Origin of the sequence: Janthinobacterium salmonicoloratum, assembly GCF_051380845.1 — a bacterium.
Taxonomy (GTDB): domain Bacteria; phylum Pseudomonadota; class Gammaproteobacteria; order Burkholderiales; family Burkholderiaceae_D; genus Janthinobacterium; species Janthinobacterium lividum_F.
This window is the reverse complement of the sequence record NZ_JBNYXV010000001.1, coordinates 142,925-158,646: the sequence shown is the minus strand read 5'-3', so window position 1 is coordinate 158,646 and position 15,722 is coordinate 142,925. Positions and strand designations below refer to the sequence as shown.

The 15,722-nt window shown below is 65.7% G+C and carries 10 protein-coding genes; 6 read left to right on the top strand and 4 right to left on the bottom strand.

The annotated features are described in order from the left end of the window. Nucleotides 1–50: 50 nt before the first annotated feature. Both ACQ4WY_RS00675 and ACQ4WY_RS00670 read right to left on the bottom strand, forming a co-directional pair. A complete protein-coding gene (locus ACQ4WY_RS00675; RefSeq protein ID WP_436502375.1) occupies nt 51–383 on the bottom strand; it encodes a hypothetical protein in 333 nt (110 codons plus the stop codon). 164 nt (nt 384–547) lie between these two features. Then, the gene (locus ACQ4WY_RS00670; RefSeq protein ID WP_436502374.1) at nt 548–1,726 is read right to left on the bottom strand and encodes a chymotrypsin family serine protease; all 1,179 of its coding nucleotides are present in this window, start codon (nt 1,724–1,726) and stop codon (nt 548–550) included. 268 nt (nt 1,727–1,994) lie between these two features. On the opposite strand from ACQ4WY_RS00670, the gene ACQ4WY_RS00665 reads away from it, so the two are divergent. The 3 genes from ACQ4WY_RS00665 to ACQ4WY_RS00655 are packed head-to-tail and all read left to right on the top strand — an operon-like array spanning nt 1,995 to nt 6,795. Continuing rightward, entirely contained in the window at nt 1,995–3,989 is a 1,995-nt protein-coding gene (locus ACQ4WY_RS00665) for a serine protein kinase (RefSeq protein WP_436502373.1), read from the top strand. 2 nt (nt 3,990–3,991) lie between these two features. Beyond that, nucleotides 3,992–5,281: a DUF444 family protein gene (locus ACQ4WY_RS00660; RefSeq protein ID WP_436502372.1), complete on the top strand. Its 1,290-nt coding sequence runs from the start codon at nt 3,992–3,994 to the stop codon at nt 5,279–5,281. Beyond that, complete coding sequence (locus tag ACQ4WY_RS00655) at nt 5,278–6,795, top strand: SpoVR family protein (protein WP_436502371.1); 1,518 nt, start codon at nt 5,278–5,280, stop codon at nt 6,793–6,795. The genes ACQ4WY_RS00660 and ACQ4WY_RS00655 overlap by 4 nt, the downstream gene beginning before the upstream one ends. Before the next feature lie 110 nt (nt 6,796–6,905). Here the strand turns inward: ACQ4WY_RS00655 and ACQ4WY_RS00650 are convergent, their stop codons facing one another. After that, nucleotides 6,906–8,132 carry an SDR family oxidoreductase gene (locus tag ACQ4WY_RS00650; protein ID WP_436502370.1) on the bottom strand — a complete coding sequence of 409 codons (1,227 nt, stop codon included), beginning with the start codon at nt 8,130–8,132 and terminating at the stop codon, nt 6,906–6,908. Then, nucleotides 8,132–9,448, bottom strand: a complete 1,317-nt coding sequence (locus ACQ4WY_RS00645; RefSeq protein WP_436502369.1) for a nucleotide sugar dehydrogenase — start codon at nt 9,446–9,448, stop codon at nt 8,132–8,134. Before ACQ4WY_RS00645 ends, ACQ4WY_RS00650 begins: the two co-directional genes overlap by 1 nt. Nucleotides 9,449–9,666: 218 nt before the next feature. Here ACQ4WY_RS00645 and prsT point away from each other — a divergent pair, with 218 nt between their 5' ends. From prsT to ACQ4WY_RS00630, 3 genes are read left to right on the top strand one after another with little or no spacing between them, the layout of a single operon-like run. Then, nucleotides 9,667–12,450 carry an XrtA/PEP-CTERM system TPR-repeat protein PrsT gene (gene prsT, locus ACQ4WY_RS00640; RefSeq protein ID WP_436502368.1) on the top strand — a complete coding sequence of 928 codons (2,784 nt, stop codon included), beginning with the start codon at nt 9,667–9,669 and terminating at the stop codon, nt 12,448–12,450. Nucleotides 12,451–12,453: 3 nt separating this feature from the next. Further along, nucleotides 12,454–14,949, top strand: a complete 2,496-nt coding sequence (locus ACQ4WY_RS00635) for a hypothetical protein (RefSeq protein WP_436502367.1) — start codon at nt 12,454–12,456, stop codon at nt 14,947–14,949. Then, nucleotides 14,946–15,722 (top strand): S1 family peptidase, encoded by a 777-nt coding sequence (locus ACQ4WY_RS00630; RefSeq protein ID WP_436502366.1) that lies wholly within the window; start codon nt 14,946–14,948, stop codon nt 15,720–15,722. Before ACQ4WY_RS00635 ends, ACQ4WY_RS00630 begins: the two co-directional genes overlap by 4 nt.

Sequence of the window (15,722 nt, the reverse complement as noted above, 5' to 3'; positions counted from 1 at the left end):
CTTCCTCCGCAGCACTCTGCGGCGATGGCCCGACCGCCCAGCTCGCTTGCCTAGCAGCGCTGGATATCGATATGGCCCGTGATGCTCGTCTCCACCGGATAGCCATCGACCTGCAGCGGTACGCGCCGCTTGACGGACGAGTCGCGCAGGTACACGACGAGCGCTTCCTTGCCCACGGTCGTGCGCCCCAGGCTGACGCCTTCCACGCCATCGATGGCCATCAGCGCCCGCTCGTTGCGCCGCCTGGCCGCTTCCAGGCGGCCCTGGGGCGCGGCAGGGGCGTACTGCCCCATGCCCTGTCCAGCGGTCTCATCCGGCAAATACGGCATGGCGGCGTCTTCGAAGACGGCATATGGCGATTGTGCGAATTTACTGTTTGACATGACACACCCTCCTGATGCATTCCATCATACACCCGCCCATCCGGCCTTGTAGCACCCTTCGCCGTCCCGCACCGTGCGTGGCCGCTGCCCAAGATCATCATCGTGCAAAAAACAGCGTTAGGCAAGGCGGCGCGACGCCGCCTCAGCAGGTCCTGGCAGCGTGCTCAGGTGTATAAATTGATGTCGAGCGCCACCACCACCCGCCGCATCTGATTGGCAAAGGTAATGTTGCCGCCGCCGGCAAACAGCAAGCCGACGGGATTGCGCTGCTGGTTCCAGGTCCAGATGGACGAGCCGGAATCGCCGCCCGCGCTGAACGCCCCGCTCACGCCCGTGATGGCGATCTGGTCCTGGAATAGCGCGATCCTGCCGCCGCCGTAATTGACGTTGATGGTAGCGCCCAGGCCCGTGATGCGCCCCTGCGTCAATTGCGTCGTGCGGCCGGATTTGCCGACCATCATGCCCAGCGCGGGCGCCACCAGCGCACTGCTGATGCGGAAGTAGGCCGGCACGCCGCCGCTCAGGTAGACCAGTTCGGGACGCACGCGGTCTGGCCAGGCCCAGCCGGTGGCGCAATCGACAAAATTGACGCCGCCGCTGAAGTTGATGGGCACGAAACGCTCGAGCACGGCCACCTGGTCTTGCGGGCAACGGCCGCCATCGATGGGGCCCGGCTGCACGATGCAGTCATTGAACACGCCGCCGTTGGTATTGGCCAGCACATGATTGTTGCTAAGTATCATCAAGCGGCTGTTGCGCGGCGCGCTGCGCCCCACGGCCAGGCAGCCGATGGTGCCGGCCGTGATGCGGAAATGCCCGACCGACACGCCGCCCGGCGCCGGACGCAAGCGGAAACGGTGCGGTTGCGCATCGATCACGCCCGTGACGACGATATTGACGGGCACCCTGTCGCTGGCCACGGCGCGCACGCCCATGGCCCCCACGATGGCGGCCTTGGCGCGGTCGACAGAGGTGGGCTCGGCCACGTACAAGGTCAAGGCCGGCAAGCCCGGCTCGCCGGACGAGCTGTCGCTGGCGCCCTCACCCAGGCCGATGGACACGCCCTGGATATTGCCGCCGTCGCTGAAGGCATCGGCCGCGCGCACGCCGCCCGCCTGGGAAATGGACTGGCGCATGCCGTCTTCGATGCTGCGCTTGATTTCCAGCAATTCCATGCTGACGCCGCTCAGGGCGTCGGGTACGTCCGAGACGGATGCGCTCTCGATCGTATTGTCTTCTTCGCCGGGGACGGAAAATTGGCCGACGGCCTCTTCATCGTCCGCATTTTGGCCCCTGCCGCTGCTGCCAGGCGGGGCGCTGAAACCATTCTCGTTGCCTATCATCACGTTCTCCTCGTGGGTCACTGCAAAGTACCAGTGTGGACGGGCCGCGCGGGCCGATATTGATCTGGATTGACCCGCGCAGGCGCCTGACTGCCCTGCCCATCCGGGCCCAGCAAGGATAAAAATAGTTCCCGCTTCAAGGTTGAGCGAGATCAGGCGTGCGGGCAGAGGCAGCGCCGTATACTTGGCCGACAGGCTGGTACTGGGCCTGCTCCACGGCAGCAACGCCAGCAACGGTATGGATGGGGAAACGATGACGAGCCCTGGTATGACACGCCACGACGACGCGCCTGCGGACGAGCAAGCAGGCCACCGCGCCACAGATGCAGATGGCGCAGGCCAGCATGCCGACTTTATGCACGGCATGGCGGCCTGGGCGGCAAAACACCGCATCAGTCCCTGGGGCGGCAGTTTTGCCGACTTCGTCGAGCAGATCCTGCCCGGCCGCGCCGCCCTGCTGACGCGCAGCGCCCACCAGTACCTGTGGGACATGATGCGCTGGAACGGCCAGACCGACGACGCCGGACGTTTCCGCTGCCGCCTGTTCGACGACGAGCTGTTCGGCATCGACGAGGCGATCGACCGGGTTGCCGCCTACTTCAAGGCAGCCGCCGCCGGCTCCGAGGTGGGCCGGCGCATGTTGCTGTTGCTGGGCCCGCCGTCGGGCGGCAAGTCGACCATGGTGATCCTGCTCAAGCGGGGGTTGGAAGAATATAGCCACAGCAGCGAAGGCGCGCTGTACGGCATCGCCGGCTGTCCCGTGCATGAATCGCCGCTGCATCTGGTGCCGCACAGCATGCGCGCCGACTTTCGCGCCAGCTATGATGCCGAGCTGCATGGCGAACTGTGCCCCCATTGTCGCGCCCGCCTGGAAGAACAGTATGCGGGCGACTTCCTGCGCATGCCCGTCGAGCGCATCCACCTGTCCGAGGCGGGCCGCTGCGGCATCGGCACGTATGCGCCGCACGATCCCAGCACGGCCGACCTGGCCGACCTGGTGGGCTCCGTCGACCTGTCGAAAGTGGCGCAATACGGCGACGAAGGCGACCCGCGCGCCTGGTCATGGTCCGGCGCCGTGTATGCGGCCAGCCGCGGCATGCTGGAAATGATCGAGATCCTCAAGGTCAAACGGGAATTTCTCTACTTGCTGCTGACACTGACGCAGGAAAAGAATGTCAAGGTATCGCGCTTTCCCCTGATTTACCTCGATGTAGCCATCCTCGCACACACGAATCTGGCCGAGTTTCGCAAATTCCTGCAAGAAAGCGAAAACGAGGCGCTGCTCGACCGCATGGTCATCGTGCAAGTGCCGTATACACTCAATTACCGCGAAGAAGCGCGGATTTACCGCAAGCTGATCCTGGCGGCCGCACCCGCCTTCCGCAATGTGCACCTCGATCCGCACGTGCTGCATGCGGCGGCCGTGTTTGCCATCCTCAGCCGCTTGCCCGAAGGCGACGACAAGGAAGCCGAGCTGGTCAAGAAACTGCGCATCTACGCCAACGAAGACGTGGACGACTTGCAGCCTGCCGACATCCGCCGCATGCGCGAGCGCGACAAGGCACCCGACGAGGGCCTGTCGGGCGTGTCGCCCCGTTTCGTCATCAATGCCCTGTCGCACGCCATCATTTCCGCCCAGCACAACAGCCTGTCCACCATGGACGTGCTGCTGGCCCTGAAGGACGGCATCGAAAGCGATGCGCGCATCGAACCGCGACGCAAGCGCAAGTGGGTCGATTACCTGGTGCTCACGCGCAAGGATTTCTATAACCGCTGGGTCAAGGCCGACGTGCACAAGGCTTTATTCGTTTCGTTCGAGCAAGAAGCGCAAGACTTGCTGAACAAATATCTCGATGAAGTCGAAGCCATGCTCGACAACCGCCAGATCCGCGATCCCATCACCAGCGAAGAGCGCCGCCCCGACGAACGCTTCTTGCGCGCCGTGGAAGAAAAAATCCACATCAGCGATTCGGGCAAGCAATCGTTTCGACAAGAAGTGGTGCGCAAAGCCATGAGCGCCTTCAAGCGGGGCGAGGCGTTTGGCCTGGGCAGCCATGCGCAACTGCACGACGCCATCCAGCAATATCTGTTCGAGCAGCGGCGCGATGTGCTGCGCCTGGTCAGCTCGGCCAAGCGCCCCGATGACGACGTGCGGGCCAGGATCTCCGCCGTCGAGCAGCGTCTGGTCGACGACTATGGCTATGACGCCCATAGCGCGCGCGAAGCGCTCAACTACGTGACCACCTTGCTGGCGCAGGAATAACCATGGCCGCCACGACCTCGCCAGGCAGCGGCAATCAGCATGATCCTCCGGTACGGGGCGGCCCCGCAGCTGCGGCAGTCACGGCAAGCGAGGTAAATTCCGCCGGCGCGGCGGCGTCGCAAGCGGGCGCCGCGCCGGCCCTGGCCCAGCCCTGGTACGCGTTGTTCTCGCGCGGCGCGCGCGACTGGCTGCGCCACAACCAGAAAGTGCGCGATGCCGTGCAGGCGCACTTGCCCGAGCTGATCGCCACGCCAGACCTGATCGGCGGGCCGCAGCAGCGCACGGTGCAAGTGCCCATGCGCCTGCTTGAGCATGCGCGTTTCCGCCTGGCCCCCGCGCGCTACAGCATGGGCGCGGGCCAGGGTGATGGCAAGCCCGGCGATCTCCTGCGCGCGGCGTGCCCCACCGTCACGGGTGGGGCCGGAACGCAAGGCGATGGCGGCGATGGCGAGGGAACGGTGCGCCTGCTGCTGGAGTTTCCCATCGACGATATTCTCGACTGGCTGTGGGATGCGTTCGAACTGCCGCACCTGAAGCCGCGCCACCTGGGCGCCATCGACGAGGCACGGCTCGTGCGTAGCGGCCTGGACCGGCATGGCGCCCGTTCGCGCCTGGACCGGCGGCGCACCGTCAAGGAAGCGATCAAGCGGCGCGCCCTGCAAGCGCAGCCCGTGCCCTTTACCAATGATGACTTGCGTTACCGCCAGGTACTGCCTCAGCCCCATCCCAGCACGAATGCCGTCGTGTTTTTCGTGCTGGACGTGTCGGCCAGCATGGCGCAGGCCGAGCGCAAGCTGGCCAAATCCTTCTTTTTCTTTGTCTTGCAAGGCTTGCGCCGCAGGTATGCGAGCGTGGAAACACGCTTCATCGCCCATACGACGCGGGCCTGGGAATTTTCCGAAGCCGAGTTCTTCCAGGTCAATGGCATGGGCGGCACCATGGCCTCCACCGCCTTTCGCCTGAGCCGGGAGCTGCTGCAGCAACACTATGCGCCGCAGCGCTACAACGCCTATTTATTCTATGCCTCCGATGGCGAGAATTTCAGCGAAGACCGGAGAGCGGCCAGCCTGGCTCTCTGTGAACTGGCCGCCTTGCTCAACTATATGGGCTATGTGGAAACCTTGCCCGGCGTGACGCGCAGCCTGGAAACGGAAATGCACAGCTTGTGCGCCGAGCTGGAACGACGGGGCTTGCCCTTGCACAGCAGCATCCTGAGCCGGAGTGACGATATCTGGGCGGCCATCCGCACCTTTTTTCAGCACGAGGCGGCCGATACGGAAGAAACAGCATGACGTTGCATGACGCACAGCCCCACGGCGGCACGGCAGACACGGCAAACACAGCCAGCCTGGACGGCTACGCGGCGCGCATCAACGCGCTGGCGCGGGAACTGGGCCTGGAATTTTCCGCCGTCGAGTTCGAGCTGGTGCCGGACAGTTTCATGGCCGAGATCGCCATTTATGGCTTGCCCGTGCGCATGCGTCACTGGTCGTTCGGCGTGCGCTACATTCAACAGCTCGTACATCAAAAGATGGGCAACTCGCATATGTTCGAAGTCATGTTTCCCGGCGACCCTTGCCATGCCTACATGGCAGAGCGCAATTCCGTGGCGGAAAACACCCTCGTCACAGCCCACGTGTTGGGCCACGCCGATTTTGCCAGCCGCAATGCGCTGTTCCTCCGTTTCGGCGCCATGGCGGGCCAGCGCATCCTGGAACAAAGCGCGGCGCGGGCGCAGCGTCTGGAGATAGCGCTGCGGCGACACGGGCAGGAGCAGGTGGAAGCTGTGCTCGATGCGGCACTGGCGCTGGAGCAGCATGTGGACATCCACGCCGAGCTGCACCGCCCGGCCTATGCCGCCGTATCGGGGCCATCTGCTGCGGCGGGCACGCACGATGGAACCAGCATGGACGATCCTTTTGCGCAGCGCTACCGGCGCTTGCCGGGCGAAGCGGCCGTCCTGGCGGCGCACGACGCGGCACGGGCACGCCTGGCGCAGCGCCCGCTTGTGCCGCCGCAGCCCGAGTACGACTTGCTGTGGTTCATCGCGCAACATGGGCCGGAACTGGCCGATTGGGAGCGCGACATTTTCCTGGCTGTGCGCGAAGAGTCGTTTTACTTCTATCCCGTGTTCGCCTGCCAGATCATGAACGAAGGCTGGGCCTCGTACTGGCATGCACGGCTGCTGCGCGAAGCCGACTTCCTGCCGCCGGCCCTGTATCTGTCCGCCATCAAGTCACATTCGGACGTGGTGCGTCCTTACGCGGCCGAGCACCAGCAGGCGCTGGCCGTCAACCCGTATCACCTGGGTTTTTGCATGTGGGAACACATCATCGATCGCGAAGGACTGGCACGGGCGCGCCAGATTTGCCGCGACGACGATGACTGCAGTTTTATTCGTAACTATCTGGACGCCGAACTGGCTGACCGCCTGGGCCTGTTCGTGCATGAAAGCCGCAGCGACGGTGAAACGCGCCTGGCCAGCCGCGACTTGCGCGCCATCCGCGAAGCCATCCTGACGCCCAGATACAATTATGGCGCGCCGTGCATCGCCGCCACCCTGCTCAACGACGACGGCAGCCTGGTGCTGCGCCATGATCACCAGCGCGATGGGCGCGGACTCGACCTGGAGCGGGCCGAACAGGTGCTGGCGTATATCGCCCGCGTCTGGCGCCGCCCCGTCACCCTGCATACGACCGATTTCCGCGGCACACCCCAGATTCTCAGCAGCAAGACCGATGGTGTACCCGAGCCGCCCGAGCCGACAGCGTCAACAACGCCGACAGCGGCGCCCACGCAACGCTAGATGGCGGGCGCGAACCGGCGACTATCGCTGGCCTGCCTCGCGCAACTACCAGGCAGGCGGCTGCCAGGCGCCAGGTGCCGGTTGCCGGGCCGCGGACAGCGGGACACCCATCAAGCGTGGCTTGCTTGCTGCACGTACCAGGCGATGGTTTGCCGCAAGCCTTGCGCCAGGTCGTGCGTGGGGACATAGCCCAGCAAGCGGGCCGCCTTGGCGATGTCCGCCTGCGAATGGCGCACGTCGCCGGCGCGAAACTCGCCATACTGCGGCGCCTGCGGCACGTGTTGCGGGCGCACGGCCAGCAGCATCTGCTGCATGGTGGTGTGCAGCTGCGTCAGGCTGGTGCGGGCGTTGAGGGCCACGTTGTAGACCTGGTTCACGGCCGCCGGATCGGTACCCGTGGCGGCCAGGATATTGGCTTGCACGGCATTGTGCACAAAGCAAAAGTCGCGGCTGGTGGCGCCGTCGCCATGGATGTGCACGGCCTGGTTGTCCAGCATGGCGGCGATCCAGCGGGGAATGACGGCCGCATAGGCGCCCAACGGGTCCTGGCGCGGACCGAAGACATTGAAATAGCGCAGCCCCATCGTTTGCATGGCGTAGCAGCGCGCGTACACCTGCGCATACAGTTCATTGACATATTTACTCAGGGCATATGGCGACAGGGGCGCGCCGATGTGCTGTTCCACTTTCGGCAAGGCCGGATGGTCGCCATACGTAGCGCTGGAGGCCGCATACACGAAGCGCTGCACGCCCGCCTCGCGGGCGGCGGCCAGCATATTCAGGAAGCCGCTGACATTGACGGCGTGGCACAGCAGCGGGTCTTCCAGCGAACGCGAGACGGAACCGAGCGCCGCCTGGTGCAGCACGTAATCGACGGCGACGGGGCCACCCGGATCGAGACGGCCGCGCTCGGCCAAGCTGCTGCCGCTGCCACCATAGGCCGCATTTGTCTCACCGCCTGCCTCACCGTCGCCGGCCCTGGCGGTCTGTACCGGGGCACCGCAGGCGCGTGCGCACGCTTGCGGGTCGCGGATATCACCTTCGATAAAGGTGAAGCGCCGCCACGCCTGTTCGCCCACGCTGGCGCGCACCAGCTCCAGGTTTTGCCGGTGGCCCGTCAGAAAATTGTCCAGGCCGCGCACTTCCTGTCCCAGTTGCAGCAAGGTTTCCAGCAGGTGTGAACCGATGAAGCCGGCCACGCCCGTCACCAGCCAGCGCCGCGGCGTTTGCACCAACCGCGCGCAGGCTTGCCCATAGGCGCTGTCATTCGCGCTCAAGCCCGTCAGCGCGCCATCCAGCCCCGTAACCACGCTCGCCTTGCCATCTTCGGCCGCCATCACAGCCGCCACACGTGCAAGCCGCCATCCTCCAGCGGACGGGGGTCGAAATGCGATTTGATATCGATGAAGCAGCCGTTTTCCAGCACTTTGGCCTGGAAGTCGGCCAGCGGGCGGGCCAGCAGGGCCTGGTGCGAGACGGCACTGATGATAGCCTCGGCGCGCGGCAGCTGTTCCCAGCTTTCCAAGGTCAAACCGTATTCTTCCAGCGCTTCGCGGCCATCGGCGACGGGATCGTGGACGTGCACCTGCACGCCGTACGATTGCAGTTCGAGGATCATGTCGACCACTTTCGAGTTGCGCAGATCCGGGCAATTTTCCTTGAAGGTCAGGCCCAGTACGTTCACGTGCGACCCTTTCAATTTGAAGCCTGCCCGCACCATTTCCTTGATGGTCTTTTCCGCCACGAACTTGGCCATGCCGTCATTGATGCGGCGCCCGGCCAGGATCACGTGCGGGTGGTAGCCCAGCATTTCCGCCTTGTGCGTCAGATAATAGGGGTCAACGCCGATGCAGTGCCCACCCACCAGCCCGGGCCGGAATGGCAGGAAATTCCATTTCGTGCCGGCCGCCTGCAACACTTCCAGGGTGTCGATGCCGATGCGGTCGAAGATGATGGCCAACTCGTTCATCAGCGCGATGTTCAGGTCGCGCTGCGTGTTTTCGATCACCTTGGCCGCTTCGGCCACCTTGATGCTCGACGCCCGGTGCACGCCGGCCTCGACCACGCCTTCGTACAAGGCCGCCACCTTGTCCAGTGTGGCGTCGTCGTCGCCCGAGACCACCTTGCGGATGCTGTGCAGGGTGTGGTCCTTGTCGCCGGGGTTGATGCGCTCAGGCGAAAAGCCCACATGAAAGTCTTCTTTCCAACGCAGGCCCGAGTGCTGTTCCAGGATGGGGATGCAGATTTCTTCGGTGGCGCCCGGATACACGGTCGATTCGTAGATGACGATGGCGCCGCGCCGCATGTGCCGGCCGACGGCCGCGCTGGCGCCGGCCAGGGCCGAGAAATCGGGATTGTGCGCGCTGTCGACGGGCGTGGGCACGGCAACGACGATGAAATCGGCCAGTTGCAGCTCGGCCGGGTCGCAGCCGACGCTCAACCCTTGCGCCGCCAGCAACTGTTCATGGCTGACTTCTCCCGTCGGGTCGATGTGGCGCCGGTAGCTTTCCACCTTGCGTGCCGACAAGTCAAAGCCGATCGTGCGCTGGCGCATGCCAAACGCCACGGCCAGTTGCAAGCCCACATAACCGAGTCCTACCACCGCCACCACGCCCGCTTTGCTATTCACATTGCTAAGCACCTTGCTGTCCATATGCATTGCTCCGAAGGGTTGCGGCCTGAGCATCGCCGTCCGGGAAATTCTACGGTTGCCGAAACGGCCATTCTTGAGCGGGAACAAGAAACACGGGATGGAGGCCGGCAGGCGCGCGGACAATCGGCGGCTTGTTGAGCCCAATCAAGAAGACCGGCGGCCATCTTTTTAAGCTAGGCCATGCCGATCCCTTCTGCACGCCGCTACCGGAGACTTCCATGGCCCGTTCCCTGCCCCGCCCTTTCCCTGGCCTGCCGGCCGCCGCGCTGTGCTGCACCCTGCTGCTGCCCCTGCTGACGGCGTGCCACGGCACGCAGAGCAGCGAGACCCTGCTGGCCGACGCGCAGCAATACCGCCAGAAAGGCGAGGCGCGGGCCGCCATCATCCAGTTGAAGAACCTGCTGCAAAAAGAGCCGGACAATGCCGCCGCGCGCTTTCTGCTGGGCAGTATCTATATCGACACGGGCGAAGCGCTGTCGGCCGAAAAAGAATTGCGCAGGGCAAAGTCGCTGGGCCTGGCGCCGCAGCAAGTGATGCCACTGCTGGGCAAGGCCTGGCTGATGCTGGGCCAGTTCGACAAGGTGCTGGCCGAGATCGCCGACGATGCGGCGCAGCCCGCCAGCGTGCAGGCCCTGCGCGGCGACGCCTTGCTGGCCCTGGGTCGCCAGGACGAGGCGCGCGCCCTGTACGCGCGCCTGCTCGAAGCCCATCCTGACCAAGTCGAGGCCTTGCTGGGTCTGGCACGCCTGGCGGCGCTCGGGCAGCAGGTAGCGGCGGCCGAACTGCTGCTGGCGCAAGCCTTGAAAAGCGCGCCTGCCAACCTCGACGCCTTGCGCCTGCAGGGCGACCTGCTGCGCCTGCAAGGCAAGAACGGCGCTGCGCGGCGCGCCTACATGCAGATCCTCAAAATCAAGCCGGACAATACCCAGGCGCACATCGACCTGGCCAACCTCGATATCGTGGAAAAGCGCTACCTGGAAGCGGGCGCGCAGCTGGCCACGGCGCGCAAGACGGCGCCCAACAGCCTGGGCTTGCTGCAAGCCCAGGCGCTGCTCGATTTTCGCCAGGGCAAGAACAAGGCGGCCTTGCAAGCCCTGCAACTGGTGCTCAAGGCGGCGCCCGACCACATGCCGTCCATCCTGCTGGCCGGCGCCGTGCAACTGGCGCTCGGCTCGCCGCCCCAGGCGGAAAACTACCTGCGGCGCTTCCTGGCCGTGTATCCCCGGCATCTGTATGCCGTCAAGATGATGGCCTCGATCGAATTGATGCGCAACAAGACCGACGCGGCCATCGACTTGCTGCAACCCATGCTGGCCGCCTTTCCCGACGACGTGGAATTGCTGTCGCTGGCCGGCGAAGCCCACTTGCGCGCGCGCCAGTACGACAAGGCGACAAGGTATTTCGAACAGGCCAGCACCCTGGCGCCGGACACGGCCAGGCTGCACGCGGCACTGGGGATCAGCCGCTTGGGCATGGGCGAGAACAGCCGCGCCATCAATGAACTGGAACGCGCCAGCATGCTCGACAAGAGCACGCCGCAAGCGGGCACCATGCTGGTGATGACCTTGCTGCGCGACAAGCAGAACGACAAAGCCCTGGCCAGGGTCAAGATGATGGAGCAACAGCAGAAAGGCACGAATCCCTTGCTGCTGAACCTGAAAGGCGGCGTCTATCTGGCCTTGCGCGACTTGCCGGCCGCGCGCGCCAGCTTCGAGCAGGCCCTGAGCATGGACCCCGTCTATTTACCCGCCCTGAACAACCTGGCGCAGATCGACCTGGCCGAGAAAAAACCGGAGCAGGCGAAGCAACGCTTCGAGCGGGCGCTGGCGAAGGCGCCGAAAAATGCCGACCTGTGCGCGGCGCTGGCCAAGCTGGCCGCATCGGAGGGCAAGACGGATGAGGCGCGGCGCTGGCTCGAGCGGGCCAACCGCGACAATCCCGACGCCGTCGCGCCAGCTCTGCTGCTGAGTAACTTTTACCTGAAGACGGGCGCACCCGACAAGGCGCTGGAGCTGGCGCGCACGCTGCAGACGGGCCATCCGGGCGACGCCGATGCGCTTGCCCTGCGCGCCCAGGTGGAGTACAGCGCCGGCCAGGCGCCGGCCGCGCTCGACAGCTATACCAAGCTGGCCAGCCTGCAAACCACGTCCGCGCCCTTGCAGATGCGCATCGCCAGCCTGCATCTGGCGCTGGGCGAGCATCATGATGCGCTGCAAGCCGTCAAGCGGGCGCAAGCGCTTGACCCGGCCCTGCTCGAAGCGCGCGTGGTGGAAGTGGCCCTGCTGCTGAACCTGAACCGCCAGCGCGAGGCGCTGGCCGTGGCGCGGCAAGTGCAGGAACAGCAGCCCAAGCTGGCGGCTGGCTACAAGCTTGAGGGCGACGTGCTGATGGAGCAAAAGCTGCCGCAGCAAGCCGTCAAGCTGTACCAGCACGCCTTCGGGATCAGCCCCATCGGCCCTTTGCAGGTGCAGCTGTACCGCGCCTTGAAGGCATCGGGGCAGGAACGCGAGGCCGATGCGCGCATGGCCACCTGGCTGAAAGAGCATCCGGAAGACTTGCCGACGCGCACTTACCTGGCGAGCACCCGGCTGGCAGCGAAGCAATACCGCGCCGCCATCGGGCACTTCCAGTATGTCGTCGCCAAGGATGCGGGCAACGTGGTGGCGTTGAACGACCTGGCCTGGGCGTATCAGCAAGAAAAAGATTCGCGCGCGCTGGCCACGGCCGAGCAGGCGCTCAAGCTGGCGCCCGACAATCCCGCCGTGCTCGATACTCTGGGCTGGATCGTCCTGGAGCAAGGCGACGTCAAGCGCGCCACGGCCCTGCTGCGCAAGGCTGCGGGACTGGCGCCGCAGTCGCCCGAAGTGCAGTATCACCTGGGCGCGGCGCTGGCGAAATCGGGCGACAAGGGCGGCGCGCGCAAACAACTGGAACAACTGCTGGCCGCCAACCAGGACTTTCCGCAGCGGGCCGCAGCGCAGGCCTTGCTGACCCAGTTGTAGGCCATGGCTGTGCAAACAGCCATGGCCGGCCTGGCGGCGCGGCCTTTGGCCCTGTTGGCGGGCGCGGCCTGCGCGCTGGCCCTGAGCCAGTATCCGCTGGGCCACGGCTGGCCCGGCCTGCTGTTCGCCACCCTGCTGCCCGCGTATTTCCTGCTGCTGTGCTGGCGTCCCGCCTGCTGGCTGTTCTGCGTGCCCGCCCTGCTACCCGTGCTGGACCTGGCGCCATGGACGGGCTGGTTCTTCCTCGAAGAAATCGACGTGCTGCTGTTGCTGACGGTGGCCTGCGGTTACTGGCGCCTGGGAAGACCTGCCCAGCCGGCAGCGGCGCGGCTCTCGCCCGCCGCCCGCGCCTGTTTGCTGCTGTGCAGCCTGGCCTGGCTGGCGGCGCTGCTGCGCGGCGTCCTGCCACTGGCGCCCCTAGACCTGAATGCCTGGGATAATTACCTGAGTCCCTACAACAGCTTGCGGCTGGGCAAGGCCTGGGCCTGGAGCATGCTGCTGCTGCCGCTGCTGCTGCGCGACGCGGATACTCCCGCCTTGCGCCGCTACGCGTTGCCGGGCATGCTGAGCGGGCTGACCATGGTGTCCCTGTTCGCGCTGTGGGAACGGGCCGTGTTTCCCGGCCTGCTGAACCTGTCCAGCGACTACCGCATCACGGCGCCGTTTTCCGCCATGCACACGGGCGGCGCCGCGCTGGACGGCTACCTGGCCCTGAGCTTGCCGTTTGCGGGCCTGTGGCTGGCGCGCGCGCGCAGCCGCTGGCAGGCGGCGCTGGCCTTGCTGCTTCTGGCCCTGGCCCTGCACGCCGCGTTTACCACCTTTTCACGGGGCTTGTACGCGGCCCTGGCTACGGCCATGCTGCTGGCCTTTTGGCATGTCTTGCGGGCGGCGCCCGACCCGCAAAGACGCCCGCCGGGCCAGCCCCCCGTGCGCAAACTCTCGCTAGGGCTGCTGCTGGCCGGCCTGGGCACCGGCCTGCTCGTATACATGTTCAGCCTGGCCGGCTACCGGGGCTTGCTCGCCGCCGTCGTCCTGCTCGCGGCCAGCTTCGTGCTGGCGGCGCGGCCCTTGCCGTGGCGCCTGGCGCCGGCCAGCCTGCTCTGCGCACTGTGCCTGCAGGGCTTGCTGGCTGCCTGGTGGCCGGAACCTGCCGGCCAGCAGACGGCCGGCTGGCTGAAAGGCCCATATTTCCTGTTCCTGCTGGCCGCCGTGCTGCTGGCGGCCGTGCTGCTGCCCAGCCCCCTGTGGCCGGGCGGCAGCGCCGACAAAGGGCCGGCCAGGCTGGGCCTGGCGATGATGGCGTGGACCATGCTGGCATGCAACCTCGCCTGGATCGGCTGGCACTGGGCGGGACCACCGGCACTGCTGCCGGCCGGCCTGGTCGTGCTGCTGGCCATGCTGATGCTGTGCAACGGACGCTTGCGCACACCGCTATGGCGGCTGGACCGGGCCAGCCTGAGCATGGCGGGCGCGGCCGGCATCCTGTTGCTGCTGGCCATCCCCGTCTCGGCCAGCTATTACGCCACCGAACGTTTCGCCACCACGGCCTTCGATATGCAAGGCCGCTTGCGCCATTGGCGGCAAGTGCTGGCCATGCAGCCGTCCGACCCGGCCAATCGCCTGTTCGGCCAGGGTATCGGCACTTTTCCCGCCACCTATTACTGGCACAATCCCCAGCGCGAGGTGCCGGCCAGCATCGCGTATGCCGAGGAAGGGGAAAGCCCGGGCAAGCCGGGTAACCGGTATGTACGTCTGGCCAGTCCCGGCTACAGCGCCGGCTATGGCGAACTGCTGCGGCTGCTGCAACGTCTGCCCGTGCAACCCGCCACGCGCTACACCCTGGCGCTCGACGCGCGTAGAAGCGGCCCCATGCCCGTGCTGCTGGTGCGCCTGTGCCAGCGACAATTACTGTATGCACAAAACTGCGTGAATATCCCTCTGCGCCTGCGCCCCGCGCCGCCTGGCACGCAGGCCAGCGCGTGGCAACATCATGAAGTATCGTTCGACAGCGCCTGGCTGGGCGCAGGCAGCTGGCTGCTGCGTCCGCCCGTGCAGCTGGAACTGGCGGCCAGCGGCACGGCCACCTCGTCCGTGCTCGAACTTGACAATCTGAGCCTGCTCGCCCCCGATGGCGAGGAACTGATCGCCAACGGGGGCTTTACGCAGGCCAACAATTACTGGTTTTTCAGCAGCGACCATCATCACTTGCCGTGGCATATCAAGAGCATGGCGCTGCAGTTGCTGGTCGAAACGGGCTGGTGCGGCGCACTGTCCATGCTGGCCCTGCTGACCCTGGCAAGCCAGCGCCTGCTGCGCCGCGCCGCGCGGGGCGACCCAGCCGCGCTGGCCTGCGCCGCCGCCCTGCTGGGTTTTCTCGTCGTCGGCCTGTTCGACAGCCTGCTCGACGTGCCACGCATCGCCCTGCTGTGCTATCTAATGCTGCTGTGCGCGCTGCTGCAGCCCCCGCGACCTCCTTCCATTGAAAGCGCGCCGCCATGAAAGCGTTGACATTATCCTCCGCCCTGCTGTCCAGCCTTGCCTTGCTCCTGTCCAGCACATCGTGCCGCGCCGACGCGCCGCTGGCGCAAACCATCGCGCGTGTGAAACCGTCCATCGTCGGCGTGGGCAGCCTGCAAAAGACACGCACGCCGCCGATGAATTTCATCGGCACGGGCTTCGTAGCGGGCGACGGCTTGAGCGTGCTGACCTGCGCCCATGTGATCCAGAAACTGCTCGACGCCAATCCGAACGAAGTCATCGGCATACTCACGGGCCAGGGCGAGGCGGCGCAATTTCGCCCCGCCAAAGTCCAGACGCTGGACACGGAACACGACCTGGCCTTGCTGCGCCTGACGGGCGCCCCCCTTCCCGCGCTGGCGCTGGGCGACTCGGCCGCGGTGCGCGAAGGCCAGGCCATGGCTTTTACGGGGTTTCCGCTGGGCACCTTGCTGGGTTTACACCACGTCACGCACCGCGCCACGGTGTCATCGCTGACGCCGGTGGTCATGCCCAGCGAAAACGCACAGCGCCTCGACGTGCGGCGCCTGGCGCAACTGCAAAAGGCGCCGTACACCGTGTTCCAGCTGGACGCGACGGCGTATCCGGGCAGCAGCGGCAGCCCCCTGTTCGATCCCGAGACCGGTCTCGTCTACGGCATCGTCAACATGGTGTACGTCAAGGGCTTGAAAGAGGCGGCCGTCAGCGCACCGAGCGGCATCACCTATGCGATACCGGGCAGCCACATGCAGACGATCTTGCTGAAAAATAAATGA

Coding starts and splice junctions, on each gene's coding strand:
- ACQ4WY_RS00675 (WP_436502375.1), bottom strand. CDS start 383: ATGTCAAACAGTAAATTCGCACAATCGCCATATGCCGTCTTCGAAGAC.
- ACQ4WY_RS00670 (WP_436502374.1), bottom strand. CDS start 1,726: ATGATAGGCAACGAGAATGGTTTCAGCGCCCCGCCTGGCAGCAGCGGC.
- ACQ4WY_RS00665 (WP_436502373.1), top strand. CDS start 1,995: ATGACACGCCACGACGACGCGCCTGCGGACGAGCAAGCAGGCCACCGC.
- ACQ4WY_RS00660 (WP_436502372.1), top strand. CDS start 3,992: ATGGCCGCCACGACCTCGCCAGGCAGCGGCAATCAGCATGATCCTCCG.
- ACQ4WY_RS00655 (WP_436502371.1), top strand. CDS start 5,278: ATGACGTTGCATGACGCACAGCCCCACGGCGGCACGGCAGACACGGCA.
- ACQ4WY_RS00650 (WP_436502370.1), bottom strand. CDS start 8,132: ATGGCGGCCGAAGATGGCAAGGCGAGCGTGGTTACGGGGCTGGATGGC.
- ACQ4WY_RS00645 (WP_436502369.1), bottom strand. CDS start 9,448: ATGGACAGCAAGGTGCTTAGCAATGTGAATAGCAAAGCGGGCGTGGTG.
- prsT (WP_436502368.1), top strand. CDS start 9,667: ATGGCCCGTTCCCTGCCCCGCCCTTTCCCTGGCCTGCCGGCCGCCGCG.
- ACQ4WY_RS00635 (WP_436502367.1), top strand. CDS start 12,454: ATGGCTGTGCAAACAGCCATGGCCGGCCTGGCGGCGCGGCCTTTGGCC.
- ACQ4WY_RS00630 (WP_436502366.1), top strand. CDS start 14,946: ATGAAAGCGTTGACATTATCCTCCGCCCTGCTGTCCAGCCTTGCCTTG.